27 protein-coding genes are annotated in these 22,391 nt (G+C 75.2%); 13 read left to right on the forward strand and 14 right to left on the reverse strand.

What is annotated here, in order from left to right; translation table 11 throughout:
- Window positions 1-8: 8 nt before the first annotated feature.
- Window positions 9-365 (reverse strand): STAS domain-containing protein, encoded by a 357-nt coding sequence (locus tag ACJTNH_RS07630; RefSeq protein WP_458174225.1) that lies wholly within the window; start codon window positions 363-365, stop codon window positions 9-11.
- Between the two features lie 143 nt (window positions 366-508).
- Between ACJTNH_RS07630 and ACJTNH_RS07635 the strand changes: the two genes are divergently transcribed.
- The 5 genes from ACJTNH_RS07635 to ACJTNH_RS07655 all read left to right on the forward strand — a co-directional run bounded on the left by ACJTNH_RS07635 (window position 509) and on the right by ACJTNH_RS07655 (window position 4,038).
- Window positions 509-1,240, forward strand: coding sequence for a response regulator (locus tag ACJTNH_RS07635; RefSeq protein WP_458174536.1), 732 nt, complete (start codon window positions 509-511; stop codon window positions 1,238-1,240).
- Window positions 1,237-2,610, forward strand: coding sequence for a sensor histidine kinase (locus ACJTNH_RS07640; RefSeq protein WP_458174227.1), 1,374 nt, complete (start codon window positions 1,237-1,239; stop codon window positions 2,608-2,610). Before ACJTNH_RS07635 ends, ACJTNH_RS07640 begins: the two co-directional genes overlap by 4 nt.
- Window positions 2,607-3,269 carry a GerMN domain-containing protein gene (locus ACJTNH_RS07645; RefSeq protein WP_458174229.1) on the forward strand — a complete coding sequence of 221 codons (663 nt, stop codon included), beginning with the start codon at window positions 2,607-2,609 and terminating at the stop codon, window positions 3,267-3,269. The genes ACJTNH_RS07640 and ACJTNH_RS07645 overlap by 4 nt, the downstream gene beginning before the upstream one ends.
- Before the next feature lie 220 nt (window positions 3,270-3,489).
- The gene (locus ACJTNH_RS07650) at window positions 3,490-3,642 is read left to right on the forward strand and encodes a hypothetical protein (RefSeq protein WP_222195038.1); all 153 of its coding nucleotides are present in this window, start codon (window positions 3,490-3,492) and stop codon (window positions 3,640-3,642) included.
- 147 nt (window positions 3,643-3,789) lie between these two features.
- On the forward strand, window positions 3,790-4,038 hold the full coding sequence (locus ACJTNH_RS07655; RefSeq protein WP_458174231.1) for a hypothetical protein: 249 nt from the start codon (window positions 3,790-3,792) through the stop codon (window positions 4,036-4,038).
- A gap of 109 nt (window positions 4,039-4,147) precedes the next feature.
- Here ACJTNH_RS07655 and ACJTNH_RS07660 read toward each other — a convergent pair whose 3' ends face one another.
- From ACJTNH_RS07660 to ACJTNH_RS07670, 3 genes are all read right to left on the reverse strand, one after another.
- Window positions 4,148-4,294 (reverse strand): hypothetical protein, encoded by a 147-nt coding sequence (locus tag ACJTNH_RS07660; protein WP_458174233.1) that lies wholly within the window; start codon window positions 4,292-4,294, stop codon window positions 4,148-4,150.
- A gap of 179 nt (window positions 4,295-4,473) precedes the next feature.
- Window positions 4,474-5,109: a TetR/AcrR family transcriptional regulator gene (locus ACJTNH_RS07665; protein WP_458174235.1), complete on the reverse strand. Its 636-nt coding sequence runs from the start codon at window positions 5,107-5,109 to the stop codon at window positions 4,474-4,476.
- Window positions 5,106-5,255: a hypothetical protein gene (locus ACJTNH_RS07670; protein ID WP_458174237.1), complete on the reverse strand. Its 150-nt coding sequence runs from the start codon at window positions 5,253-5,255 to the stop codon at window positions 5,106-5,108. The genes ACJTNH_RS07665 and ACJTNH_RS07670 overlap by 4 nt, the downstream gene beginning before the upstream one ends.
- 113 nt (window positions 5,256-5,368) lie before the next feature.
- Here ACJTNH_RS07670 and paaA point away from each other — a divergent pair, with 113 nt between their 5' ends.
- The 5 genes from paaA (at window position 5,369) to paaE (ending at window position 9,380) form a co-directional block, all read left to right on the forward strand.
- Window positions 5,369-6,319 (forward strand): 1,2-phenylacetyl-CoA epoxidase subunit PaaA, encoded by a 951-nt coding sequence (paaA, locus tag ACJTNH_RS07675; RefSeq protein ID WP_458174239.1) that lies wholly within the window; start codon window positions 5,369-5,371, stop codon window positions 6,317-6,319.
- Entirely contained in the window at window positions 6,316-6,678 is a 363-nt protein-coding gene (gene paaB, locus ACJTNH_RS07680) for a 1,2-phenylacetyl-CoA epoxidase subunit PaaB (protein ID WP_458174241.1), read from the forward strand. The genes paaA and paaB overlap by 4 nt, the downstream gene beginning before the upstream one ends.
- Window positions 6,679-6,838: 160 nt before the next feature.
- Window positions 6,839-7,747 (forward strand): 1,2-phenylacetyl-CoA epoxidase subunit PaaC, encoded by a 909-nt coding sequence (paaC, locus tag ACJTNH_RS07685; protein WP_458174243.1) that lies wholly within the window; start codon window positions 6,839-6,841, stop codon window positions 7,745-7,747.
- A gap of 104 nt (window positions 7,748-7,851) precedes the next feature.
- Window positions 7,852-8,313: a 1,2-phenylacetyl-CoA epoxidase subunit PaaD gene (gene paaD / locus ACJTNH_RS07690; protein ID WP_458174246.1), complete on the forward strand. Its 462-nt coding sequence runs from the start codon at window positions 7,852-7,854 to the stop codon at window positions 8,311-8,313.
- Complete coding sequence (paaE, locus tag ACJTNH_RS07695) at window positions 8,313-9,380, forward strand: 1,2-phenylacetyl-CoA epoxidase subunit PaaE (protein WP_458174248.1); 1,068 nt, start codon at window positions 8,313-8,315, stop codon at window positions 9,378-9,380. Before paaD ends, paaE begins: the two co-directional genes overlap by 1 nt.
- A 210-nt stretch (window positions 9,381-9,590) precedes the next feature.
- Here paaE and ACJTNH_RS07700 read toward each other — a convergent pair whose 3' ends face one another.
- Both ACJTNH_RS07700 and ACJTNH_RS07705 read right to left on the reverse strand, forming a co-directional pair.
- The gene (locus ACJTNH_RS07700) at window positions 9,591-10,856 is read right to left on the reverse strand and encodes an aldose epimerase family protein (protein ID WP_458174250.1); all 1,266 of its coding nucleotides are present in this window, start codon (window positions 10,854-10,856) and stop codon (window positions 9,591-9,593) included.
- A gap of 144 nt (window positions 10,857-11,000) precedes the next feature.
- On the reverse strand, window positions 11,001-11,303 hold the full coding sequence (locus tag ACJTNH_RS07705; RefSeq protein ID WP_458174252.1) for a GNAT family N-acetyltransferase: 303 nt from the start codon (window positions 11,301-11,303) through the stop codon (window positions 11,001-11,003).
- Between the two features lie 126 nt (window positions 11,304-11,429).
- On the opposite strand from ACJTNH_RS07705, the gene ACJTNH_RS07710 reads away from it, so the two are divergent.
- Window positions 11,430-12,977, forward strand: coding sequence for an ATP-dependent DNA ligase (locus ACJTNH_RS07710; protein WP_458174254.1), 1,548 nt, complete (start codon window positions 11,430-11,432; stop codon window positions 12,975-12,977).
- A 10-nt stretch (window positions 12,978-12,987) separates the two neighbouring features.
- Here the strand turns inward: ACJTNH_RS07710 and ACJTNH_RS07715 are convergent, their stop codons facing one another.
- The 5 genes from ACJTNH_RS07715 to ACJTNH_RS07735 all read right to left on the reverse strand — a co-directional run bounded on the left by ACJTNH_RS07715 (window position 12,988) and on the right by ACJTNH_RS07735 (window position 16,887).
- The gene (locus ACJTNH_RS07715) at window positions 12,988-13,365 is read right to left on the reverse strand and encodes a DUF4267 domain-containing protein (RefSeq protein ID WP_458174256.1); all 378 of its coding nucleotides are present in this window, start codon (window positions 13,363-13,365) and stop codon (window positions 12,988-12,990) included.
- Window positions 13,362-13,922 carry a hypothetical protein gene (locus tag ACJTNH_RS07720; protein ID WP_458174258.1) on the reverse strand — a complete coding sequence of 187 codons (561 nt, stop codon included), beginning with the start codon at window positions 13,920-13,922 and terminating at the stop codon, window positions 13,362-13,364. Before ACJTNH_RS07720 ends, ACJTNH_RS07715 begins: the two co-directional genes overlap by 4 nt.
- On the reverse strand, window positions 13,922-14,557 hold the full coding sequence (locus ACJTNH_RS07725; RefSeq protein ID WP_458174261.1) for a class I SAM-dependent methyltransferase: 636 nt from the start codon (window positions 14,555-14,557) through the stop codon (window positions 13,922-13,924). The genes ACJTNH_RS07720 and ACJTNH_RS07725 overlap by 1 nt, the downstream gene beginning before the upstream one ends.
- Window positions 14,558-14,593: 36 nt before the next feature.
- Window positions 14,594-15,706: a lysylphosphatidylglycerol synthase transmembrane domain-containing protein gene (locus ACJTNH_RS07730; protein WP_458174263.1), complete on the reverse strand. Its 1,113-nt coding sequence runs from the start codon at window positions 15,704-15,706 to the stop codon at window positions 14,594-14,596.
- A gap of 152 nt (window positions 15,707-15,858) precedes the next feature.
- A complete protein-coding gene (locus ACJTNH_RS07735) occupies window positions 15,859-16,887 on the reverse strand; it encodes an Atu2307/SP_0267 family LLM class monooxygenase (protein ID WP_458174265.1) in 1,029 nt (342 codons plus the stop codon).
- Between the two features lie 149 nt (window positions 16,888-17,036).
- On the opposite strand from ACJTNH_RS07735, the gene ACJTNH_RS07740 reads away from it, so the two are divergent.
- Together ACJTNH_RS07740 and ACJTNH_RS07745 are read left to right on the forward strand one after the other, a co-directional pair.
- Window positions 17,037-17,483, forward strand: coding sequence for an SRPBCC family protein (locus ACJTNH_RS07740; protein ID WP_458174267.1), 447 nt, complete (start codon window positions 17,037-17,039; stop codon window positions 17,481-17,483).
- 24 nt (window positions 17,484-17,507) lie between these two features.
- Window positions 17,508-18,776, forward strand: coding sequence for an FAD-binding protein (locus ACJTNH_RS07745; RefSeq protein WP_458174269.1), 1,269 nt, complete (start codon window positions 17,508-17,510; stop codon window positions 18,774-18,776).
- 41 nt (window positions 18,777-18,817) lie between these two features.
- Here the strand turns inward: ACJTNH_RS07745 and ACJTNH_RS07750 are convergent, their stop codons facing one another.
- The 3 genes from ACJTNH_RS07750 to ACJTNH_RS07760 form a co-directional block, all read right to left on the reverse strand.
- Window positions 18,818-19,825, reverse strand: coding sequence for a sugar phosphate isomerase/epimerase family protein (locus ACJTNH_RS07750; RefSeq protein ID WP_458174271.1), 1,008 nt, complete (start codon window positions 19,823-19,825; stop codon window positions 18,818-18,820).
- Between the two features lie 128 nt (window positions 19,826-19,953).
- On the reverse strand, window positions 19,954-21,135 hold the full coding sequence (locus ACJTNH_RS07755; protein WP_458174273.1) for a Gfo/Idh/MocA family protein: 1,182 nt from the start codon (window positions 21,133-21,135) through the stop codon (window positions 19,954-19,956).
- A gap of 75 nt (window positions 21,136-21,210) precedes the next feature.
- Window positions 21,211-22,266, reverse strand: a complete 1,056-nt coding sequence (locus ACJTNH_RS07760; RefSeq protein WP_458174275.1) for a substrate-binding domain-containing protein — start codon at window positions 22,264-22,266, stop codon at window positions 21,211-21,213.
- Between the last annotated feature and the right edge of the window lie 125 nt (window positions 22,267-22,391).

Genomic DNA, 22,391 nt, shown 5'->3' on the forward strand with positions numbered 1-22,391 from the left:
GCCGGACGTCAGCCGCGCGGCTCGGGCTGGTCCTCGACCTGCATGACCCGCCACAGGCCGGTCCGGTGCAGCAGGTCCTCGGTGCGCCGGTTCACCCCGCGCAGGACGACGGCGCCACCGCGGGCCCGGCAGGTGCGGTGGGCCCAGAGGAAGCTGGCCACCGCGGTGCTGGACAGCTGCCGGACGTCGGTGAGGTCGACGACCAGCCGGCGGGCGCCGGAGAGCAGGGCGTCGTGCAGCAGCCAGCGGAGGTCGGCCAGCCCGTCGGCCAGCAGGTCGTCGCTCAGCACGAGCACCACCTGCCCCTCGCGACCCGGACGCGCCGGGGCGACCGGCACCGCGGAACGGGTGGTCGCGGCGGTCATCGGCGCTCCCCTCGTGGCTGGTGGTCCTGCTGCGGTCTGCACCCGAGGGTCGGCGTCGCACCTTGCGATCCGCCGCTCCGTTGCTTTGCGATCGCGTGACGGCTGCGCTGCCGGCGCGGGCGCCGGCCGCCGCCGGTGGCAGCATGTCCGGCGTGTCGCCACGCCTGCTCCTGGTCGAGGACGACGACCACATCCGCATGCCGCTGCGCTGGGCGCTGGAGGACGAGGGCTACCAGGTCGCCGAGGCGGCCAGTGGTGAGGACGCCTGCCGCCAGGTCGACGAGGCCCCGCCGGACCTGATGCTGGTCGACCTGATGCTCGGTGCGATGGACGGGTTCCAGGTGATCCGCCAGGTCCGCCGCCAGCACGACCTGCCGATCGTGGTGGTCAGCGCCCGGGCGGACACCCACGACATCGTGGCGGCCCTGGAGGCCGGGGCCGACGACTACGTGACCAAGCCGTTCCAGGTCAAGGAGATCACCGCGCGGCTGCGGGCGTTGCGGCGCCGGGCCCGCGGTGCCGGCACCCCGGCCGACGGCGGCGCGGGCGAGCGCGGCACCGAGCTGGTGCTCGACCCCGACCCGGCCGCTCCCCTGGTGCTGCGGCCCGAGCGCGGAACGGTGCACCGCGGTGACGAGCAGCTGCCGCTGACGCTCACCGAGTTCCGGCTGCTGTGCGAGCTGGCCGCCTCGGCGGGCCGGGTGATGAGCCGGCAGGCGCTGCTGGAGCGGGTGTGGGAGCACGGCTTCTTCGGCGACGAGCGGCTGGTCGACGTGCACGTGCGCCGGCTGCGCACCAAGGTCGAGCGGGACCCGAGCGCACCGAGCCTGGTGGTGACCGTCCGCGGCCTGGGGTACCGGCTGGACCCGCAGTGAGGCTGGCGCTCGGGCCTCCGGGGCTGCGGGCGCGGATCGTGCTCGCCTTCGCCGTGGGCGCGCTGCTCGTCTCCGCCGTCCTGGTGACCACCACCTTCCTGCTCGCCCGCAGCTACCTGCTCGACCAGCGCGAGACCGCGGTGACCCGGCAGGCGTTCGCCGACGCGAACGTGCTGGCCAGCCGGCTGTCCACCGCCGGCGCCGAGGTGGGTGACGAGCTGGTCGACCTGGTCCCCTCCGGCGGCGCCGACGTCGTGGTGAACAGCGACGGGGCCTGGTACTCCTCCCGGCTGGACGTGGGGGCGCGGGACGTGCCCGGGGAGCTGCAGGAGCTGGTCGCCGACGGTTCGGCCGGCACCGCGCGGATCACGACGGCCGAGGGCCCGCACCTGGTGGTCGGCGTCCCGATCGTCGCTGCCGGCGTCCAGTTCTACGAGGTCGCGCCGCTGGTGGAGCTGCAGGCGGCGCTGCGCACCCTGACCGCCGTGCTCGGCGCCGGGGCGCTGGTGGCCACCGCCGCCGGCGCGCTGTTCGGTGGCTGGGCCAGCCGGCGGGTCGTGCAGCCGCTGGAGCAGGTGGCCGGTGCCGCGACCCGGATCGCCGGCGGGGAGCTGGACATCCGGTTGCCGCCCACCGAGGACCCCGACCTGCTGGCCATCGTGGCGAGCTTCAACAGCATGGTCGACGCGCTGGCTTCCCGGATCGACCGGGACGCCCGGTTCGTCGGCGACGTCAGCCACGAGCTGCGCAGCCCGCTCACCAGCCTGGTCACCAGCGTCGAGGTGCTCGGGGCCCGGCGGGGAGAGCTGTCGGCCCGAGGTCAGCAGGCGCTCACGCTGATCGAGGGCGAGCTGGGCCGGTTCCGCCGGATGCTCGACGACCTGCTGGAGCTCGCCCGGGTCGACGGCGCCCCGGCGCAGGAGTCCGCGGACCCGGTCTCGCTGGCGGCGCTGGTGCGCGAGGTCGTCTCCCGCCGCGGGCTGCCCGCCGACCTGCTGCACACCGGCTCCGACGAGGAGACGACGGTGCGCGGTGACAAGACGCGTCTGGAGCGCGCGGTGACGAACCTGCTGGACAACGCCGACCGGCACGCCGGCGGCCCGGCCGGCATCCGGGTGGAGCGGCGCGACGGTTCGGTGGTCCTGCTGGTGGACGACGCCGGTCCGGGGGTGCCGCAGGCCGAACGGGAGCGGGTGTTCGAGCGGTTCGTCCGCGGCCCGCGGGCGGCCCGCCGGTCGCTGCCGGGCGCGGGGCTCGGGCTGGCCATCGTCGAGGAGACCGCCACCGGCCACGGCGGTGCCGCCTGGGTGGCCGACAGCCCCGCCGGCGGTGCCCGGTTCACCCTGTCGCTGCCGGCGGTGGACCGGTGACCGGCGCCGGCCGGCGGGCCGCGGCGGCCACGGGGTTGGGGCTGGCGCTGACGCTCGCGGGCTGCGGCGTGCCCACGGGCGGGCCGCCGGCCACCATCGCCGCCTCCGACGTGCCCTACGACCTGGCCTCGCCCAGCGCGCCGACCTCGGGGCCGCCGCCGACCCCGGCCGGGGTCGAGCAGCCGGAGGTCTACCTGGTCACCGAGGAGGGGGTGCTGGTGCCGCGCGGGCGGTCGGTGCCCGCCGGGCAGCTGCGCGACCGGCTGGCCGACCTGCTGGAGGACCTCGCCGGTGGCCCGACGCCGGCCGAGCTCACCCAGCGGCTGTCGACCGCGCTGCGCCCGGACACCACGCTGTCGGTGACCGGCCTGAACGACTCGACCGCCACGATCGACCTGGGCGGCGAGGCGGAGGCGCCGTCGGGCCGGGAGAGCCGGCGGACGGTGGGCCAGATCGTGCTCACCGCCACCAGCCTGCCCGGCGTGCAGGCGGTGCAGCTGACCCGCGCCGGTGAGCCGGTCGACGCGCCGCTGGCCTCCGGGGAGCTGACGTCCCGGCCGGTCACCGCGCAGGACTACCTGCCGCTGCTGACCCCGGCGGCCACGCCGGTCACCCCAGAGGCCGTGCCCCTCGACCCGGAGCCGACCCCGACCTCGTGACCTGGCGGTCGGTGTCACCGTCCAGCGGGACGCGGGCGCGTCCGTGGGATCGGCCGGGCCCCGGGAGGCGGACGAGATGACGAGACCGTGACGATCCGCGCCGCGCGCCACCTCGGCCCAGTCGCGCTGCCAGCATGGTCCGTGGTCGCCGGGCGCCGTCGACGCCGCCTGGCGACCACCCGACGGGGTTCCGCCCGTCCCGGCCGGGTAGCCCCCCGGCATGCGCGAGATCGACCCCAAGGACCCGGACACCCTCTACGCCGAGGGGCCGGTCGCCGCCGAGCCCCCGGACGACGACCTGCCCGAGACCTCGCCGATGCGCGACTCCGGCGGAACGGGGCCGGGGCCCGACGACCTGGACCGGCTGCTCTGACATCGACCTCCCCGTGACTGAGCAGCGCCAGCGCTGGGCAGGGAGGCAGGGCCCGGGTGAGCCCAGCCCGGCCGGCCGGTCATCGCACCCTCGACCCGGCCCCTGTCCCGCGGACAGGACCATCCCCGTACGCCTGGGAGGCCCCCGATGAGCTCCGCACCCGAACACCGAGCACCCGACCGCCCGGCAGCCGGCCGCTCGGTCCCTGACGGGTCGGCCCCCGACCGTTCGGATCGGAACGGCTCGGCCCCCGACCGCTCGAGGGGTGCCGAGCTGCGCCAGCGGATCGCCGACGGGCGCTGGCCGCTCTTCGCGCTGGAGTTGGTCGTGCTGGCCGTCATCTTCGGCTGGCTGTTCCTCACCGTCGCCGCGACCGGGGGCGACCTGCCCTGGTGAGTCCGTTCGGTACGGCCGGTCCGTGGTCGGGCCGCATCGGGTCGGGCCGACCCGATGCGACCGGGTCGGACCGTCTGACCGACCGGGTCGGACCGGCTGGCCGACCGGGTCAGTCCGGCTGGCCGACCAGGATCATGAAGCCGAACGCGACCACGATCATCAGCACGAACACCGACACGATGAGCAGCCGAGCGCGGTTCTTCGGCAGCCGCCCCAGCCCGCTGCGGTTCTCGTGGTCGTCCGGTGCGTGCGTCATCTTTCCTCCTGCTGGCTCCGGGACCACGGCCGGTCGGCCGTGGTGTGCAGGCGCCGGTCCACGCGTCCGTGGGCGACCGCTCCACCGCAGTGCCCAACCACGGGGCACCCCACTCCTCGCCCGCCGGTGGCCGAGCGCCGCGGCCCCTCGACCGTGGGCGGCTGCGCCCTGGGGGCCGGTCAGGGTCGCCGGCCGGCGGCCGGCTCGTCCGGAACGGTGCGCAGCCCGCGGAAGGTGGTGGTGACCAGGGCGTCGGCCAGCGCGTCCGGGGTCAGCCCGCCGTCCGCGCCGCGGCCGGGCCGGTACCACTCGGTCAGCGAGTTGACCGCCCCGAACAGCAGTCGGCTGGTGACCGCCGGGTCGACGTCCGGCCGGACGTCGCCCTCGGCCGCGGCCGCGCGCACCAGCTCGGTGACGAACCGGTCGAAGGCCCGCCGGCGGAGCAGCGCCGCCCGTTCCACGGCGGAGTTGCCCCGCACCCGCAGCAGCAGGGTGACGTAGGGCAGCTGTGCGCCCAGCACCCGGACAGAGCCGCGGACGACGTGCTCGAGCCGGTCGATCGCCGGGCCGCGCGTCGCCCCCGGTTCGGTCGTGACCGCGGACAGCGCGTCCAGCGCCCGGTCCAGCGCGAGCCGGAGCAGCTCGACCTTGCTGGGCACGTGGTGGTAGATCGCCGACTTCGTGACCCCGAGCCGGGCGGCCAGCCCGTCCATGCTGGTCGCCTCGTACCCGCGCTCGTTGAACACGGCCACGGCGACGTCCAGCAGCGACTCCAGCGAGTGCCCGGGGCGGCCGCGCCGAACCGGTGCGCTCACCTGCGCTCCCGGCGGTCGGTGAGCCGCTGCAGCTGTGGGGCCCGCAGGCCGTCGACGCCCATCCGCCCGGCCGGGTCCGGCAGCGCCGGGTCCGGCGACGTCCCCGGCCGCCGCGGCGTCCGGTTCACCGTGTCGTCCGTGGTCATCGTCGTCCCCTCGTCGGCCGGCTCGGTGCTTGTGCCGGCGCGTGGCCTCGGTCACACTATTACTGACCGCTCGGTCGGTAAATGGCCGGCGGCAGGTGCTCGGAGGAGATGCGATGACCGCGCCCGCGCTCGACCGGACCGTCGACGAGGCCGCGCTGCAGGCCCGGTTCGACGCCACGATCGCCGCCGGGCACCGGATCGAGCCCCGGGACTGGATGCCCGAGGGCTACCGGAAGACGCTCGTCCGGCAGATCGCCCAGCACGCGCACTCGGAGATCATCGGCATGCAGCCCGAGGGCGACTGGCTGCTGGCCGCGCCGAGCCTGCGGCGCAAGGCGGTGCTGCTGGCCAAGGTGCAGGACGAGGCCGGGCACGGGCTCTACCTCTACTCGGCGGCCGAGACGCTCGGCGCCGACCGGGCCGACCTCACCGACAAGCTGATCGAGCGCCGGCAGAAGTACAGCTCGATCTTCAACTACCCGACGCTCACCTACGCCGACGTCGGCGTCATCGGCTGGCTGGTCGACGGTGCGGCGATCTGCAACCAGGTGCCGCTGTGCCGGTCCAGTTACGGGCCCTACGCCCGGGCGATGATCCGGGTCTGCAAGGAGGAGTCCTTCCACCAGCGGCAGGGCTACGAGCTGCTGATGACCATGATGGCCGGCACCCCCGAGCAGCAGGCGATGGTGCAGGACGCCGTCGACCGCTGGTGGTGGCCCTCGCTGATGATGTTCGGCCCGCCGGACGACGAGAGCCCCAACTCCGCGCAGTCGATGGCCTGGGGCATCAAGCGGCACAGCAACGACGAGCTGCGCCAGCGCTTCGTCGACATGACCGTGCCCCAGGCCCAGGTGCTCGGCGTGACCCTGCCCGACCCGGAGCTCGCGCTGGACGCCGACACCGGCAGGTACCGGTTCGGCCCGATCGACTGGTCGGAGCTGCAGCGGGTGATCAGCGGTCAGGGCCCGTGCAACGACGAGCGGATCGCCCGCCGCCGGGCCGCCCGCGACGACAACGCCTGGGTGACCGACGCAGCCACGGCCTACGCGGAGAAGCACGCATGACGGACCTGACGGCGGAGGGCGGTGGGAACACCCCGTCCCCCCCACCCCTCGCGAGCTCGGGGCGGGCCCCTGGACGGGGCCGCGACTGGCCGCTGTACGAGGTGTTCGTGCGTGGCAAGCGCGGCCTCAACCACGTGCACGTCGGCTCGCTGCACGCCCCGGACGACGTGATGGCGGTGCACGCCGCCCGTGACCTCTACACCCGGCGCAACGAGGGCGTGAGCATCTGGGTGGTGCGGGCCGCCGACATCACCGCCTCCAGCCCGGACGAGAAGGACCCGATGTTCGCCCCCAGCGGCGACAAGGTCTACCGCCACCCGACCTTCTACGAGCTCCCCGACGACGTCCCCCACATGTAACCGCCCGCGCTTCCGCGCGCGAGAGCCCCCGTGCTTGATCGCGCGAAACCGCGGGTGCTCGATCGCGCGAAAGCGCGGGTGCTTGATCGCGCGAAAGCGCGGGTGCTTGATCGCGCGAGAGCGCGTGTGCTCGATCGCGCGGGAGGTGGAGAGGAGAGGCATGCACGAGGAGACCGTGTACGACGCGCTGGACCACGCGCACGGCGGCGAGGGGCAGTGGGCGTTCGGCACCGGGTTCGACGAGCCGCTGGCCGGGGTGGACACCACGGTGCCCGGCGGCATCGACCCGGCCGACCTCGGCTGGTACTGCCTGATGCTCGGCGACGACGCCCTGGTGCTCGCCCAGCGGCTGACCGAGTGGATGACCGCGGCGCCGGAGCTGGAGGAGGAGGTCGCGTTCGGCAACACCGCCCTCGACCTGCTCGGCCAGGCCCGGCTGCTGCTGGCCCGCGCCGGGTCGGTCGGCGCGCTGGGCCGCAGCCGGGATCGGGCGACGCCGTCGATCCCGGACGAGGACGCGCTGGCCTACTTCCGCGACCCCGACGAGTTCCGCTGCACCGGTCTGGTCGCGGCGCCCGGCGGCGACTTCGGCCAGACGATGGTCCGGCTGCTGGTCGCGTCCACCCTGCGGCTGGCGGTGTTCGCCCGGCTGCGCGACTCGCGCGACCCGGTGCTCGCCGCGATCGCCGCCAAGGGCGTGCACGAGCTGACCTACCACCGCGACCACGCGGCCCGCTGGGTGCTGCGGCTGGGCGCCGGGACGGCGGAGTCGCACCGCCGCGCGCAGGCCGGGGTGGACGCGGTCTGGCCACTGCTGGCCGACGTCTTCTCCCCCACCGACGTCGAGCGGCGCCTGGTCACCGCCGGCGTCGCGGTCGACCCGGCGGCCACCCGCGAGGAGGTCACCGCCGTGCTCACCCAGGTGCTGGAGCAGGCGACCCTGCGGGTGCCGGAGTGGCCCGCCGACGTCCCGCCCCGCGGCCGGGCCGGCGAGCACTCCCCCGAGCTGACCGCCCTGCTGGCCACCCTCCAGGGCCTGGCCCGCCAGCACCCGGCGGCCACCTGGTGACCCCCGCCCCCGGCCGTGTTCGCCGACATGGCCGCCCGGACGTCGTCCCAGGCCATGGCGGCCAAGATGGCCGCCATGCGGCGGCGCGGGTGGTGGCGGAGGCGGTGACGGACCCGGAGCTGCCGCTGGTCACGCTGGCCGACCTGGGGGTGCTGCGGGACGTCCGGGTCGAGGACGACGTCGTGGTCGTGGAGATCACCCCGACCTGGTCCGGCTGCCCGGCGATGGGGGTGATGCGCGCCGACCTGGCGCACGCGCTGCACCGGGCCGGGTTCGCCGAGGTCGACGTGCGCACCGTGCTCTCCCCCGCCTGGAGCACCGACTGGATCACCGCCGAGGGGCGCCGCAAGCTCGCCGCCGGCGGGATCGCCCCACCCGGGCCGGCACCGGCGCGCACCACCGGCCCGGTGCCGCTCACCCTGGGCCCGAACCGACGGACGGCGGCGTGCCCGGTCTGCGGGTCGGCCGACACCGTGGAGGTCAGCGCGTTCAGCGGCACCGCCTGCAAGGCGCTGCGCCGCTGCCGCAGCTGTGCCGAGCCCTTCGAACACCTCAAGGAGCGCTGATGCCCCGGCGCAGGCCGCAGTTCCACCCGCTGACCGTGGCCGGGGTCGAACGGCTCACCGACGACGCGGTCGCGGTGACCTTCGCCGTCCCCGACGAGCTCGCCGAGGTGTACCGCTTCTCCCCCGGCCAGGCGCTCACCCTGCGCCGGGTGGACGGCGTCCGGGACGAGCGCCGCTCGTACTCCATCTGCGCCCCGGTCGGCGCGCCGCCGCGGGTGGGCGTGCGGGAGGTGCCGGGGGGCTTCTTCTCCTCCTGGCTGGTGCACGACGTGCGGCCGGGCGACCGGATCGACGTGCTGCCACCGGCCGGGACGTTCACCGCCGACCTGTCGCTGCCCGGCGACCACGTCTTCGTCGTCGCCGGGTCGGGGATCACCCCGGCGCTCTCCCTGGCCGGCTCGGTGCTCCCCGACGGCAGGTCGACGGTCACCGTCTTCTACGGCAACCGGCGGACGAACACGGTGATGTTCGCCGACGAGCTGGCCGACCTCAAGGACCGGTACGGCCCCCGGCTGCAGCTGGTGCACGTGCTGTCCCGGGAACCCCGGGACGCCGAGCTGACCAGCGGCCGCCTCGACGGGAACCGGTTGCGCCGGCTGGTCGGTGCGCTGGTCGACGCGCCCGCGGTGGACCACTGGTGGCTGTGCGGCCCGCACGGCATGGTCACCGACGCCCGGGAGCTGCTGACCGAGCTCGGGGTGCCGGGTGAGCGGGTGCACCAGGAGCTGTTCTTCGTCGACGACGTCCCCCCGGAGCCGGTGCGTGGCGACGAGCAGACGGTCGAGGGCCCCAGTGCCGAGGTGACCGTGGTGCTGGACGGCCGGACGACGACGCTCGCCCTGCCGCGCGACGTGCCGGTGCTCGACTCGGCCCAGCAGGTGCGCGGTGACCTGCCCTTCGCCTGCAAGGGCGGGGTGTGCGGCACCTGCCGGGCACGGGTGACCACCGGTGAGGTGACCATGCGCCGCAACCACGCCCTCGAGGCCGCCGAGGTCGAGGCCGGCTACGTGCTGACCTGCCAGACCCTGCCGGTCTCGGACCAGGTCACCGTGGACTTCGACGCCTGAGGCCACCGGGAGCATCGCAGGGAGCGCCAGCGACCGAGGAGCGGACCGGTGGGCTCCGGCGTCCCATGTGATCGACGCCTGAGGCCACCGGGAGCATCGCAGGGAGCGCCAGCGACCGAGGAGCGGACCGGTGGGCTCCGGCGTCCCATGTGATCGACGCCTGAGGCGCACCGGGTGCGGGCGGGGGCCACCCGCCCGCACCCGGGTGCGTCAGTTGTCCAGCTCGAACACCGTGGTGCTCTCGTACACCTCGCCCGGGCGGAGCTCGGTGGACGGGAAGCCGGGCTGGTTCGGGGAGTCGGGGAAGTGCTGGGTCTCCAGCGCCAGCCCGTCGCCCTGCCGGTAGATCGTGCCGCCGGTGCCGACGATGGTGCCGTCGAGGAAGTTGCCGGAGTAGAACTGCAGCCCCGGCTCCGTGGTCTCGATGGTCAGGGTGCGGCCGCTCTCCGGGTCGTGCAGCTCGGCGGCCTCCTCCAGCTCGTCCTCGCCGTCCGAGCCCTCCCGCGCACCGTCGTCGTCCCGGTTCAGCACCCAGTTGTGGTCGTACCCCTGGCCGTAGAGCAGCTGCTGGTCGGCGACCCGGATGCGGGCCCCGATGGCGGTGGGGTCGCGGAAGTCGAACGGGGTGCCCTCCACGGGGGCGATCTCGCCGGTCGGGATGAGCGTCTCGTCGACCGGGGTGTAGGCGTCGGCGTCGATCTCCAGCTCGTGGTCGTAGATCGTCCCCGACCCCTCACCGCCGAGGTTCCAGTAGGTGTGCTGGGTCAGGTTCACCACGGTGGGCGCGTCGGTGGTCGCCTCGTAGTGGACGGTCAGCCGCTCCTGCCGGTCCACGCTGTAGGTGACCGTCGTGGTGAGCGTGCCCGGGAAGCCCTGGTCGCCGTCCGGGCTGACCAGCTGCAGCTGCAGGGCGGCGACCCGGCGGTCGCCGACCGGGGTCGCCGTCCACACCCGGTCGTCGAAGCCCTCCGGGCCGCCGTGCAGGGTGTTCGGCCCGTCGTTGAGCGGCAACTGGTACCGCTCGCCGTCGAGCTCGAACGTGCCCCCGGCGATCCGGTTGCCGTACCGGCCGATCAGCGAGCCGAAGTACGGGTCGGCGTCGGAGGCGTACCCGGCCACGTCGGGGAAGCCGAGGACGACGTTCTCCACCTGACCGTGCCGGTCGGGCACCTCCAGGGTCTGGATCACCCCGCCGTAGGTGAGCACCCGCACCGTCATGTCGCCGTTGCGCAGCGTCCAGCGCTCGACCGGGGTGCCGTCGGGGGCGGTGCCGAAGGGCTCGACGGTCGTGCTCGCCTGCCCCCCGTGGTGGCCGCCGCCGCGATCGGGGCGGTCCTCGGTGGCGGCGGCGGGAGCCGCGGCGCTGCCGACGAGCAGGCCGGTGCTGAGCGCGGCGACCAGCGGCCAGGAGCGCCGTCGGCGGCGGCCGACCACCGTGGCGGGGTGGGAAGAGGGCAGGGGAACACGTCCAGGCATGCGGGACTCCGTCGTCCGTCGCGGTGGCAGGTGCACGTGCCCCTCGACACCGGAACGGCGAACGGGGACGTGCCCTCGGTCGGTCCTGTGGAACGCACTCGACGGTAGGGACGCCGCCGAGCCACTGTCAATGGTCGGGCGGCGTCAGTCCCGGCCGACCGCGACCGTGGTGCGCGACCGGTAGAGCAGGTCGCCGTGCTCGGCCCGGTGCCGGGCGATGTAGCCCTCGACGAAGGGGCACACGGCCAGTACCCGCAGCCCCTGGCGACGGACGTCGTCCAGCGCCTGGCGCACCAGGGCCGAGGCGACGCCCTGCCCCTCGTGCCCGGGGTAGACCTCGGTGTGGGTGAAGACGACCAGCTCCGCCGTCTTCAGGTACTCCGCGATCGCGGCCAGCTCGCCGCCGACGCGCCCCTCGTACCGGTGCTGCTCGCTCGCGTCGGTCATCTCGACCTGCATGGTCGTCCCCTCTCGCCGCCCGGGTGGTCGGCCCATCCTGGCGGGCCGGGCCGCTGCGGAGGAACCGGGGTACGGCCCCGGGCCGGTCCCCGTCGTCGCTGCCACCATGGCGGCGTGCTGCTCACCGACGTCCTGGCCGCCTCCGCCGCCGTCACCGCGACCAGGTCCCGGACGGCGAAGGCCGCGGCGATCGCGGACCTGCTCCGCCGGGCCGCCGCGGACGAGGTGGAACCGGTGACCGCGTGGCTGTCCGGTGAGGTGCGCCAGGGCCGGCTGGGCGTGGGGTGGCGCACCCTGTCCGCGCTCTCCGGGCCGGCCGCGCCAGAGCCGTCGCTGACCGTGCTCGACGTCGACCGGGCCCTCGCCGAGCTGGCCGGCGTGACCGGCCCCGGTTCGGCGGCCCGCCGGGACGCCCTGCTGCGCACGCTGCTGGGCGCCGCCACCGCCGGCGAGCAGCAGTTCCTGGTCCGGCTGCTCACCGGCGAGCTGCGCCAGGGCGCGCTGGAGGGCGTCGTGCTGGACGCGGTCGCCACGGCCGCCGCGGTGCCGGCCCCGGCCCTCCGGCGGGCGTTCATGCTCTCCGGCCGGCTGCCGGAGACCGCAGCCCTGGCGCTCACCGGCGGGGTCGACGCGCTGGCGGCGGTGCGCCTGGAGGTCGGCCGGCCGGTGCGGCCGATGCTGGCCAGCCCGGGGTCGTCGCTGGACGCCGCGCTCGCCGACCTGGGCAGCGAGGTGACCGTGGAGACCAAGCTGGACGGCGCCCGGATCCAGGTGCACCGGGACGGCGACGTCGTCCGGGTGTGGACCCGGACGCTGCGCGAGGTCACCGACGGCGTCCCCGAACTGGTCGAGCGGATCCGGGCGCTGCCGTGCACCACCGCCGTGCTGGACGGTGAGACCCTCGCGCTGGACGACGACGGTCGGCCGCGCGCCTTCCAGGACACCATGAGCCGGTTCGGCAGTGACACCGCCGACGCCGGTGTGCTGCTGAGCCCGTTCCTGTTCGACGTGCTGCACCTGGACGGCCGCGACCTGCTCGACGAGCCGCTGGCGGCCCGACTGGACGCGCTGGCCGGGCTGCTCGCCGCCGACGAGCACGCTGCGCTCCGGATGCCCGGGGTGCGCCGGCCCACCCCGGAGCAGGCGGCCGGGGTGCTCGAGGACGCGCTCGCCGCCGGGCACGAGGGCGTGGTGGTCAAGGCGCTGGACGCCCCGTACGCGGCCGGGCGTCGCGGCCGGGCGTGGCAGAAGGTCAAGCCGGTGCACACCCTGGACCTGGTGGTGCTCGGCGCCGAGTGGGGCTACGGCCGGCGCAGCGGTCGGCTGTCCAACATCCACCTGGGCGCCCGCGACCCCGACGGTGGCGAGCCGCTGATGGTCGGCAAGACCTTCAAGGGCATGACCGACGAGCTGCTGGACTGGCAGACCCGCACCTTCCCCGAGCACGCCGCGGAGCAGGCCGAGTGGGGCCTGCGGCTGCGGCCGGAGCTGGTGGTGGAGATCGCCCTGGACGGCGCCCAGCGCAGCACCCGCTACCCCGGCGGGCTGGCGCTGCGCTTCGCCCGGGTGGTCCGCTACCGGCCGGACAAGACCGCCGCCGAGGCCGACACGATCGACGCCGTCCGCGCCCTGCTCGCCGGCGGTGCAGCCGCGGCGGACTGACCCGCGCCGGTCAGCGGCGGTGCCAGCGGACGGCGCCGGCCGCGGCGAGCGAGAGCACCGTCAGCGACAGCCCGGCGCTGCGCCCGGCGACGTCGCCACCGCGCCGGCCGACCAGCACGGCGGCGGCGTCGAGCACGGTGAGCAACAGGGTGACCTCGGTGGTGCGCCGCGCCTGGGGTGCGGGGGTGACCAGCAGCGCGGCGCCCATGGCGATGTTGCGGGCGGCGATCAGCCGCACCAGCAGCGGCAGCGCCACGTCGGTGCGGGTGGCCTCCTCCCGCACGCCCAGCACCCGGGTGATCGCTCGCGGCGCGAACAGCGCACCGGTGCCCAGCCAGATCGACAACGACCCGATCGTCTTACGGGTCCCGTCCCAGTCGCTCGTCATGCTGGGCTGGTGCCCGGTGGCCGCGCCGGCCAACCGGAGGCGAGCACGACCACCACGGCCAGGAACGGCAGCGTCGCGGCGCTGGCGACCAGGTCGCTGACCGCGGCAACCGTGAACGGGCCGACCCCGGGTGAGTCCAGCGGCCCGAGCACCCGGTCCGCGCCGAGGGCGGCGACCGAGGCGGGCACGGTCAGCAGCGCCGACACCGCGCCACCGGTGACGACCCCGGCCAGCACGGTGCCCGGCGCGCGCCGCACCGCCCGGGCGGCCAGGACGACGCCGCGGCGCAGCGCACCGGCGGTCTCGGCGCCGCGGCCGGCCGGCAGCCCGGCCAGCGCACCGGTCACCCACAGCTGGGCGATCAGGCCCGTGGTGAAGCCGACGGCGTCCACGGCCAAGGCGGCACCCAGCCGGGGGTCGTCCCACACCAGCACGTGGCGCAGCACGTCGGGGACGGTGTTCACCAGGGCCGCGGCGAGGGCGGTCAGCCAGGCGGTGCGGGCGTGCCGGCGCAGCACGCCCAGCGCCGCGCGCAGCGTGCCCGCCGGTGCGGGCATCAGGCCCGGGTGGCGACGAGCGCCGTCCAGCAGCCGGCCAGCCGGGTCTCCTGGGCGGTGACGTCCAGCCCGGCGTCGCGGCAGGCCTCGGCCAGTCCGGCCGGGGTGGGGCGGTCGCCGTCGGCGGGGTGCCGGGACACCGCGCGCAGCGGCCGGCTGTCGACGAACCGGGCGGTCATCTCGCAGGAGTACAGCCGGCCACCCGGGCGCAGCACCCGCGAGGCCTCGCGCAGCACGCCCCGCCAGTCCTCGGCGTGGTGCAGCACGTGGTAGCCGAAGACGGCGTCGTAGCTGCCGTCGGCTGCGGTCAGCCGGGTGGCGTCCCCGGCCGTGACGGTCACCCGGTCGCCCAGGTCGGCCACCGCCGCGCGGCAGGCATCCACGCTGGCGGGGAAGAGCTCGACGCCGTCGGCGTGCGCGGCGCCGAAGGTGTCCAGCGCCAGCCGCAGGCCGGTGCCGCGCCGTCCGGTGCCCAGCTCCAGCACCCGGCCGCCGCGCACCGGCCCGCCCAGTCGCAGCACCCGGGGCGCCTCCACCTGGCGTTGCACGCGGGCGCGCAGTGCGGCGTCGACCCAGAGCCGGTTGGCGTCGACCAGGGTCGAGGGGACGGCGGGGCGCGGTGGTGTGTCGGGCACGGTCCCGGGGTGCCCCGACACCGGCGGGCACAACCGTCAGGCGACCGGCCGCCGCCCGCCGCGGGGTCGCCGAGCGGGTGAGCCCGGCGTGGCGACCAGCAGCACCGCCCCCAGGCCGATCAACAGCCACTGGCTGACCAGCCGGTAGACCAGCACGGCCGGCACCGCCTGGCTGGCCGGCATCCCGGCGGCAACGAGCGCGGCGACCAGCGCGGCCTCGACCACGCCGATCCCACCGGGGGTCAGCCGGGCGGAGGAGACGAGCGCCCCGGCGGCCCAGGCCAGCACGAGCCCCTGCCAGGGCACCGGTGCGCCGACGGCGACCAGCGCGAGGGCCAGGCAGCCGATGTCGAGCACCCAGTTGGCCAGCGCCGTGAGGAAGGCCCGGCCGCCGGTGGCCGGGTTGAGCCGGAACGCACCGAGGGAGGTGAACAGGTCGTCGATCCGCTGGTCGACGTGCGCGCCGCGCAGCGCCGGGACCCAGCGCGCCAGCACCCCGGCGGTGCGGCCGACCAGGCGCACGACGACGGTGCGGCTGCGTTCGTGCCGCAGCACCAGGACCACGCCGACGATCGGGACGACGCCGGCGGTGGTGGCCAGGAAGGCGCCGAGCGCACCGACCAGCGACCCGGTCAGCGCGGAGCCGACGGCGAGCACCACGGCCAGCGTGGCGGTGGAGAGGATCCCGGAGACCGCCAGCGCCCAGCCCACCAGGGCGGTGCTGTTGCCCAGCGCGTGCAGCCGCCGGTAGGTGTAGGCCGCGCTGGCCGCCGCGCCGGCGACCGGCACGGTGGCGGAGATGGTGTTGCCGGCGTAGATCGTGGTGGTGGCGTGCAGCAGCGGCACCTGCCCGCCCCCGGCCCGGAGCAGCCACCGCTGCTGCAGCACCAGGCAGTGCATGGACACCAGCGCGACGCCGGCCGCCAGCAGCACCCACGACCAGCGGACCCCGACCAGCCCGTCCCACCACTCGGCGAGCCGGTCGCGGAAGACGACGACGAGCACCACCCCGGCGACGAGCAGGCCCGCCCGCAGCAACAGCCCGGCCACGACGGCACGCCGACGGCGCACGGACGGCGGGTCGTGCCGGCCGGTGCCCTCGGTGACCGCGACCTGCTCCGCCGGCCGGCTCGCCCCTCCCCCGGTCACCGCACCGGCCCCTCGGCCGGCACCGGCAGCGGGACGGCACGTCCCCGACGGCGCCTCGGGAGGACGGCGAGGGGACGGGACATGCGCCCATCCTCCCAAGCCGCCGCCCGGGCCGGGGCCACCGCGCCCCCCACGCCGGGTCGGACGGCGGCTCAGGCCGTGGCGACCCGCGGGGCCACCTCGGTACCGAGCAGCTCGATCCCGCGCAGCAGGTCGGCGTGCGCCAGCCGCGGGTTGGTCATCTGCAACGAGATCCGGTCGACGCCGCCCAGCTGGCCGGAGATGCGCACCAGCTTCTCGGCCACGGTGTCCGGGTCGCCCATGAAGAAGGCGCCGTCCGGGCCGCTCGTGGCGTCGAACTGGGCCCGGGACGGCGGGGCGAAGCCGCGCTCCCGGGAGACCTTGGTGAACATCTCGTGCCAGCCGGGGTAGATCGTGTCGGCGGCCGCCCGGGTGCTCTCGGCGACGAAGCCGAACACGTGCAGGCCCACCTGCAGCGTCTCGGGCGCGTGCCCGGCCTGCGCCCCGGCCCGCCGGTACAGGTCGACCAGCGGGGCGAACTGCCGCGGCTCACCACCGATGATCGCGACCATCAGCGGCAGGCCGAGCAGCCCGGCCCGGGCGAAGCTCTCCGGGCTGCCACCGACGCCGACCCAGATCGGCAGGGGGTCCTGCAGCGGGCGGGGGTAGACGCCCTGGCCGGTCAGCGCCGGGCGGTGCCGGCCGGACCAGGTCACGCGCTCGGAGTCGCGGATCTGCAGCAGCAGGTCGAGCTTCTCGGTGAACAGCGTGTCGTAGTCGGCCAGGCTGAGCCCGAACAGCGGGAACGCCTCGGTGAACGAGCCGCGGCCGACGACCAGGTCGATGCGCCCCTTGGAGATCAGATCCAGGGTGGCGAACTCCTGGAACACCCGGACCGGGTCGGCGGCGCTGAGCACGTTGACCGCGCTGCCCAGCCGGATCCGCGAGGTGCGGGCGGCGGCGGCCGCGAGGATCACCGCCGGCGCCGAGTCGTAGTACTCCGGGCGGTGGTGCTCCCCGATGCCGAACGAGTACAGGCCCACCTGGTCGGCGAGCGCGATCTCCTCGAGCAGGTGCTCCATCCGCTCCTCGGGCCCTACCAGGCGCTCGGTGACGGGGTCGGTCACTGCTGCGACGAAGCTGTCGACGCCGATGTGCACGGGTCCTCCAGGTGGGTGCGCGGTGCGTTCCGAGCCGGGATGTTCAACTCTCAACCACAGTGAACCAGACGCGCGTGGCGTCAGCCGGTCACCGGCCGGGCCGGCGGTGCCAGCATGGGCACCCTCGCACCGGACCGCCGGGGGTCGTCATGCGCCTGCACTGCAGCTTCGTCACCGCCGCGACGCCCGAGCAGGTCATCGACGCCTACACCGACTTCTCCGCGCGCCGGTTGGACGTCTGGCGGGACACGCTCTCCCCGGACCGGTACGCGCTGCTGGACAGCGGTCCCGGCTGGGCCGTGGTGCGGGAGGGCAGCCCGGGATCGGCGGCGGTCCTGCGCTACGCCTGGGGCGAGCCGGGGCTGGTCACCTGGACGCTGGTCGAGAGCACCTTCTGCCGGGCCGGCGCCGGCCGGCTGGAGGTCCGGCCGGCGGGCTCCGGGTCACGGGTCGAGATCCGCATCGAGGAGCACGGTCCCGCCGGCGCGGCGGGCTGGGTGGTGCTGGCGCTCAAGGGCCTGCTCGGCCCGGCCGTGCTCCGCCGCACCGCCCGACGCACGCTGGACCGGCTGGCCACCGGCCCCGCCGCCGCGTGACGCCCGGACGCGGGACACTGAGTCGTGACCGACACGGCGGAACTGACCGCGGCCCGCAACTGGGCCGGCAACTTCACCTACGGCGCGAGTCGTCTGCACCGGCCGGCCAGCCTGGAGGAGGTGCAGGAGCTCGTCGCCGCTGCGCCCCGGGTCCGGGTGCTGGGCTCCCGGCACTCGTTCACCGGGATCGCCGACTCCACCGAGCTGCTCTCCCTGGAGGCGGTCACCGGCACGGTCGACGTCTCCGCCGACCGGCGCAAAGTCACCGTCGACGGCGGCGTCCGCTACGGCCAGCTGACCGAGGTGCTGCGCGGGCAGGGGCTGGCGCTGCACAACCTGGCCTCGCTCCCGCACATCTCGGTGGCCGGCGCGGTGGCCACCGCCACCCACGGGTCGGGCGTGGGCAACCGCAACCTCGCCGCAGCGGTGGCCGGGCTGGAGCTGGTCACCTCCACCGGGGAGGTGCTGCGCACCGCACGGGGCGACGCGGACTTCGCCGGCGTCGTCGTCGGCCTGGGCGCGCTGGGTGCGGTCACCCGGGTGACCCTCGACGTCGAGCCCGCCTACGAGGTGCGGCAGCGGGTGTTCGAGAGGCTGCCGTGGTCGACGCTGACCGACCGGTTCGACGAGGTCATGGCGGCCGGCTACAGCGTCAGCCTGTTCACCCTCCTCGGCGACGCCGTGGACATGGTCTGGGTCAAGTCGCGCACCGACGCCGGGCCGGGCCCGGAGGGCGAGCTGTTCGGCGCCCGCGAGGCCAACGGCGAGCGGCACCCCATCCCCGGCATCGACCCGGCGCCGACCACCGGGCAGCTGGGCGAGCCGGGGCTGTGGTCGGACCGGCTGCCGCACTTCCGGATGGGGTTCACCCCCAGCAATGGCGACGAGATCCAATCGGAGTTCCTGCTGCCGCGGGGCAACGCCGTCCCCGCCCTGGAGGCACTGCTCCGGCTCGGCCCGCGCATCCGGCCGCTGCTGCAGACCTGCGAGGTGCGCACCGTCGCCGCCGACGACCTCTGGATGAGCACCGCCTCCGGGCAGGACTCGGTCGCGCTGCACTTCACCTGGGTACCGGCGCAGGCCGAGGTGGAGGCGCTGCTGGTCGACCTGGAGGCCGCGCTGCTGCCGCTGGGCGCCCGCCCGCACTGGGGCAAGCTCTTCCTCGCCGACGCCGCGACGCTCGCCCCCCGGTACGCCCACCACGCCGACTTCGTCGCCCTGGTGCAGCGGCTGGACCCCCGCGGCGCCTTCCGCAACGACTGGTTCGAGCGGCACGTCCTGGGCGCCGCCTGACGGCCGGTCGCGGGAGCCCCCGTGACTCCCGCGACCGGGGCTCAGTTGCCGCTGGCGAACGCGGCGTCGAACGCCGCCGCCGGCGGGTCGAAGGCCAGCCGCCGGACGAACGCCAGCGCCTCGGGCGCACCCACCAGCCGGTCCATCCCGGCGTCCTCCCACTCCACGGAGATCGGCCCGGTGTAGCCGATGGTGTTCAGCATCCGGAAGCAGGCCTCCCACGGGACGTCGCCGTGGCCGGTGGAGACGAAGTCCCAGCCGCGCCGCGGGTCGGCCCAGGGCAGGTGCGAGCCCATCCGGCCGTTGCGGCCGTTGCCGACCTGGCGCTTCGCGTCCTTGCAGTCGACGTGGTAGATCCGGTCCTTGAAGTCCCAGAGGAAGCCGACCGGGTCGAGGTCCTGCCAGACGAAGTGGCTGGGGTCCCAGTTCAGCCCGAAGGCCTCGCGGTGGCCGATGGCCTCCAGGGTGCGCACCGTCGTCCAGTAGTCGTAGGCGATCTCGCTCGGGTGCACCTCGTGCGCGAACCGCACGCCGACCTCGTCGAAGACGTCCAGGACCGGGTTCCACCGGTCGGCGAAGTCGGCATAGCCGGCCTCGACCATCGACTCGGGCACCGGCGGGAACATCGCCACGGTCTTCCAGATGCTCGACCCGGTGAAGCCGACGACGGTGTCGACGCCCAGCGCCCGGGCGGCCCGGGCGGTCGCCTTCATCTCCTCCGCCGCCCGCTGCCGCACCCCCTCCGGGTCGCCGTCGCCCCACACCCGCGGGTGCACCATGCCGCGGTGCCGCTCGTCGATCGGGTCGTCGCAGACCGCCTGGCCGTTGAGGTGGTTGGAGATGGCGAACACCTGCAGGCCGTGCCGCTCGAGCAGGTCCAGCCGCTCCCTGACGTAGACCGGGTCGTCGGCGGCCCGGACGACGTCCAGGTGGTCGCCCCAGCAGGCGATCTCCAGGCCGTCGTAGCCCCATCCGGAGGCCAGCCGGCACACCTCCTCGAACGGCAGGTCGGCCCACTGGCCGGTGAACAGGGTGACGGGACGGGGCATCGATGGCCTCCTCAGACGAACGGACGGGGTCTCGGCAGCCTCCGCGCACTTTCGCGCGCGAAAGCGCACGCGCTTTCTCGCGCGAGAGCGCACGCACCTTCGCGCGCGAGAGCGCGCGGCAGGCCGGTTCAGGTGGGGATGTCGGTCCAGGTGGAGCGGGCGGCGGCGCTGCGCTCGACGGCGTCGAGCACCCGCTGCACCTGCAGGCCGTCGGCGAAGGACGGCGTGGGCTGCGCGCCCTCGGCCAGCGCGGTGACCAGGTCGACCACCTGGTGGGTGAAGCCGTGCTCGTAGCCCAGCCCGTGGCCGGCCGGCCACCAGGCACCGACGTAGGGGTGCTCGGGCTCGGTGACCACGATCCGGCGGAAGCCGGCGGTCGCGGCCGGGTCGGCGCCGTCGAAGAAGTGCAGGACGTTCATGTCCTCGAAGTCGAAGGCCAGGCTGCCGGCCGAGCCGTTCACCTCGATCCGGATGGCGTTCTTGCGGCCCAGGGCGAACCGGGTGGCCTCGAAGGTGGCCAGCGCGCCGCCGGTGAACCGGCCGAGGAACACCGCGGCGTCGTCCACGGTCACCTCGCCCATGCCCTCTCCCCCGACGCCGCCGAGCTTGCCGCTGCTGGCCGGCAGCGGGCGCTTGCGCACGAACGTCTCCAGGACGGCGCTGACCCCGGTGAGCCGCTGGCCGGTGATGAACTGGGTGAGGTCGACGATGTGCGCCCCGATGTCGCCCAGCGCGCCGGAGCCGGCCTTCTCCCGCTGCAGCCGCCAGGACATCGGGGCGGCCGGGTCGGCGATCCAGTCCTGCAGGTACTGGGCGCGCACGTGCCGGATCTCCCCGAGCCGCCCGTCGGCGACCAGCCGGGCGGCGAGGGCGATCGCCGGGACCCGGCGGTAGGTGAAGCCGACCATCGCGCGGACGCCGGAGGCCGCGGCGCGCTCCGCCGCCGCAGCCATCGCCTCGGCCTCGGCCACCGAGTTGGCCAGCGGCTTCTCGCAGAGCACGTGCTTGCCCGCCGCCAGGGCCGCGATCGCCATCTCGGCGTGGGTGTCGCCGGGGGTGCAGACGTCGACCAGGTCGACGTCGTCCCGCTCCAGCAGCCGGCGCCAGTCGGTCTCGGTGTCCGACCAGCCGAGCCGCTGGGCAGCGGCGGTGACCCCGGCCGGGTCCCGGCCGGCCAGCACGGTCAGCTCCGGCGTCAGCGGCAGGTCGAAGAACCGCGGCGCGGTGCGCCAGGCGTGCGAGTGCGCTGCGCCCATGAAGGCGTAGCCGATCTGGCCGATGCGCAGCGCCGGCCGGGCAGGGTGGGTCATCTCAGTGGCTCCAGGGCAGGGACCGCGTGCCGCCGGAGGCCGGTGCGGGCCACCGGCGGCACGCGGTCGGGGAGGTCAGGACTCGAACGCGTCGTCGATGTACTGGTCGACGTTCTCCGCGGTGACCACCGGTGCGTTGAGCACGATCTCCCGCGGCACCTCCTGGGACACCAGGTCGGACAGGCTCTTGCCCTGGGCGACCAGGCGGGCCAGCGCGATGCCGTCGGCGGCCTGGGTCGCCGGGTAGATGACCGTCGCCTCCAGCACCGACTCACCGGACTGGATGTCCCGCATGGCGTTGGCCGAACCGGCACCGCCGACCATGAAGAACTCATCGCGGCCGGCGTTGTTGATCGCGGCGAGGACGCCGACGCCCTGGTCGTCGTCGTGGTTCCACAGCGCGTCGATCTGCGGGGCGGCCTGCAGCAGGTTCGCCGCCGCCTCCTCGCCGGACTCCACGGTGAACTCCGCGGCCACCCGGTTGTCGACGTCCAGGCCGCAGTCGGCCAGGGCGTCGGCGAAGCCCTGGCTGCGCTCCTGGGTGAGCGGCAGCGAGTCGATGCCGGCGATCTCGGCGACGACGGCGTCGGGCTGGTCGCCCAGCCGCGAGCAGATGTAGGTGCCGGCGGAGACGCCCATCCCGTAGTTGTCGCCCAGGATGGTGGCCCGCGCGGCGAACGGGCTGGAGAACTCGCGGTCGACGTTGATCACCGGGATGCCGGCCTCCATCGCCCGCAGCGCCACCGGGGTGAGCGCGGCGCCGTCGAAGGGCAGCAGCACGATCGCGTCGACGCCGTCGTTGATGAAGGTCTCGACCTGCGCGATCTGGGTGCTGACGTCGTTGGTGCCCTCGGCGATGACCAGCTCGACGTCCTCGTGCCGGTCGGCCTCGGCCTGGGCGGCGTTGCTGATGCCGGCCATCCAGCCGTGGTCGGCGGCCGGTGCGGAGAACCCGATCCGGACGGTCTCGCCGGTCTCGTCGTTGGAGCTGGCGACGTTGCTGCCGCCGTCGTCGGAGCCGGAGCTCTCCGGGGTGTTGCTGGTGCAGCCGGCGACCAGGGCACCGGCACCGACCAGGCAGACGGCGGTGGACAGCAGGCGACCGTACGGACGCTGCCTCGTTGCAGACATGTTCTCTCCTCGTGGACAGCCGCCCTGGCTGCACTGCCAGGGGTCGGGGGTGGGCCGGGTGGTGCGCCGGGGCCGGGCGGGCCGGCCGACGGGGTACTGGTCCCGCGGAACGGCTCGGGGCCGCC

The sequence above is a fragment of the Modestobacter lacusdianchii genome (assembly GCF_054177765.1).

Excerpts from the sequence above, each read along its gene's own strand:
- ACJTNH_RS07720 (WP_458174258.1), bottom strand. The coding sequence starts at position 13,922 with ATGCCCGCACCGGCGGGCACGCTGCGCGCGGCGCTGGGCGTGCTGCGC.
- ACJTNH_RS07630 (WP_458174225.1), bottom strand. The coding sequence starts at position 365 with ATGACCGCCGCGACCACCCGTTCCGCGGTGCCGGTCGCCCCGGCGCGT.
- paaA (WP_458174239.1), top strand. The coding sequence starts at position 5,369 with ATGACCGCGCCCGCGCTCGACCGGACCGTCGACGAGGCCGCGCTGCAG.
- paaC (WP_458174243.1), top strand. The coding sequence starts at position 6,839 with ATGCACGAGGAGACCGTGTACGACGCGCTGGACCACGCGCACGGCGGC.
- ACJTNH_RS07660 (WP_458174233.1), bottom strand. The coding sequence starts at position 4,294 with ATGACGCACGCACCGGACGACCACGAGAACCGCAGCGGGCTGGGGCGG.
- ACJTNH_RS07655 (WP_458174231.1), top strand. The coding sequence starts at position 3,790 with ATGAGCTCCGCACCCGAACACCGAGCACCCGACCGCCCGGCAGCCGGC.
- paaB (WP_458174241.1), top strand. The coding sequence starts at position 6,316 with ATGACGGACCTGACGGCGGAGGGCGGTGGGAACACCCCGTCCCCCCCA.
- ACJTNH_RS07635 (WP_458174536.1), top strand. The coding sequence starts at position 509 with ATGTCCGGCGTGTCGCCACGCCTGCTCCTGGTCGAGGACGACGACCAC.
- ACJTNH_RS07750 (WP_458174271.1), bottom strand. The coding sequence starts at position 19,825 with ATGCCCCGTCCCGTCACCCTGTTCACCGGCCAGTGGGCCGACCTGCCG.
- paaE (WP_458174248.1), top strand. The coding sequence starts at position 8,313 with ATGCCCCGGCGCAGGCCGCAGTTCCACCCGCTGACCGTGGCCGGGGTC.
- ACJTNH_RS07755 (WP_458174273.1), bottom strand. The coding sequence starts at position 21,135 with ATGACCCACCCTGCCCGGCCGGCGCTGCGCATCGGCCAGATCGGCTAC.
- ACJTNH_RS07740 (WP_458174267.1), top strand. The coding sequence starts at position 17,037 with ATGCGCCTGCACTGCAGCTTCGTCACCGCCGCGACGCCCGAGCAGGTC.
- ACJTNH_RS07650 (WP_222195038.1), top strand. The coding sequence starts at position 3,490 with ATGCGCGAGATCGACCCCAAGGACCCGGACACCCTCTACGCCGAGGGG.
- ACJTNH_RS07715 (WP_458174256.1), bottom strand. The coding sequence starts at position 13,365 with ATGACGAGCGACTGGGACGGGACCCGTAAGACGATCGGGTCGTTGTCG.
- ACJTNH_RS07760 (WP_458174275.1), bottom strand. The coding sequence starts at position 22,266 with ATGTCTGCAACGAGGCAGCGTCCGTACGGTCGCCTGCTGTCCACCGCC.
- ACJTNH_RS07700 (WP_458174250.1), bottom strand. The coding sequence starts at position 10,856 with ATGCCTGGACGTGTTCCCCTGCCCTCTTCCCACCCCGCCACGGTGGTC.
- ACJTNH_RS07705 (WP_458174252.1), bottom strand. The coding sequence starts at position 11,303 with ATGACCGACGCGAGCGAGCAGCACCGGTACGAGGGGCGCGTCGGCGGC.
- ACJTNH_RS07670 (WP_458174237.1), bottom strand. The coding sequence starts at position 5,255 with ATGACCACGGACGACACGGTGAACCGGACGCCGCGGCGGCCGGGGACG.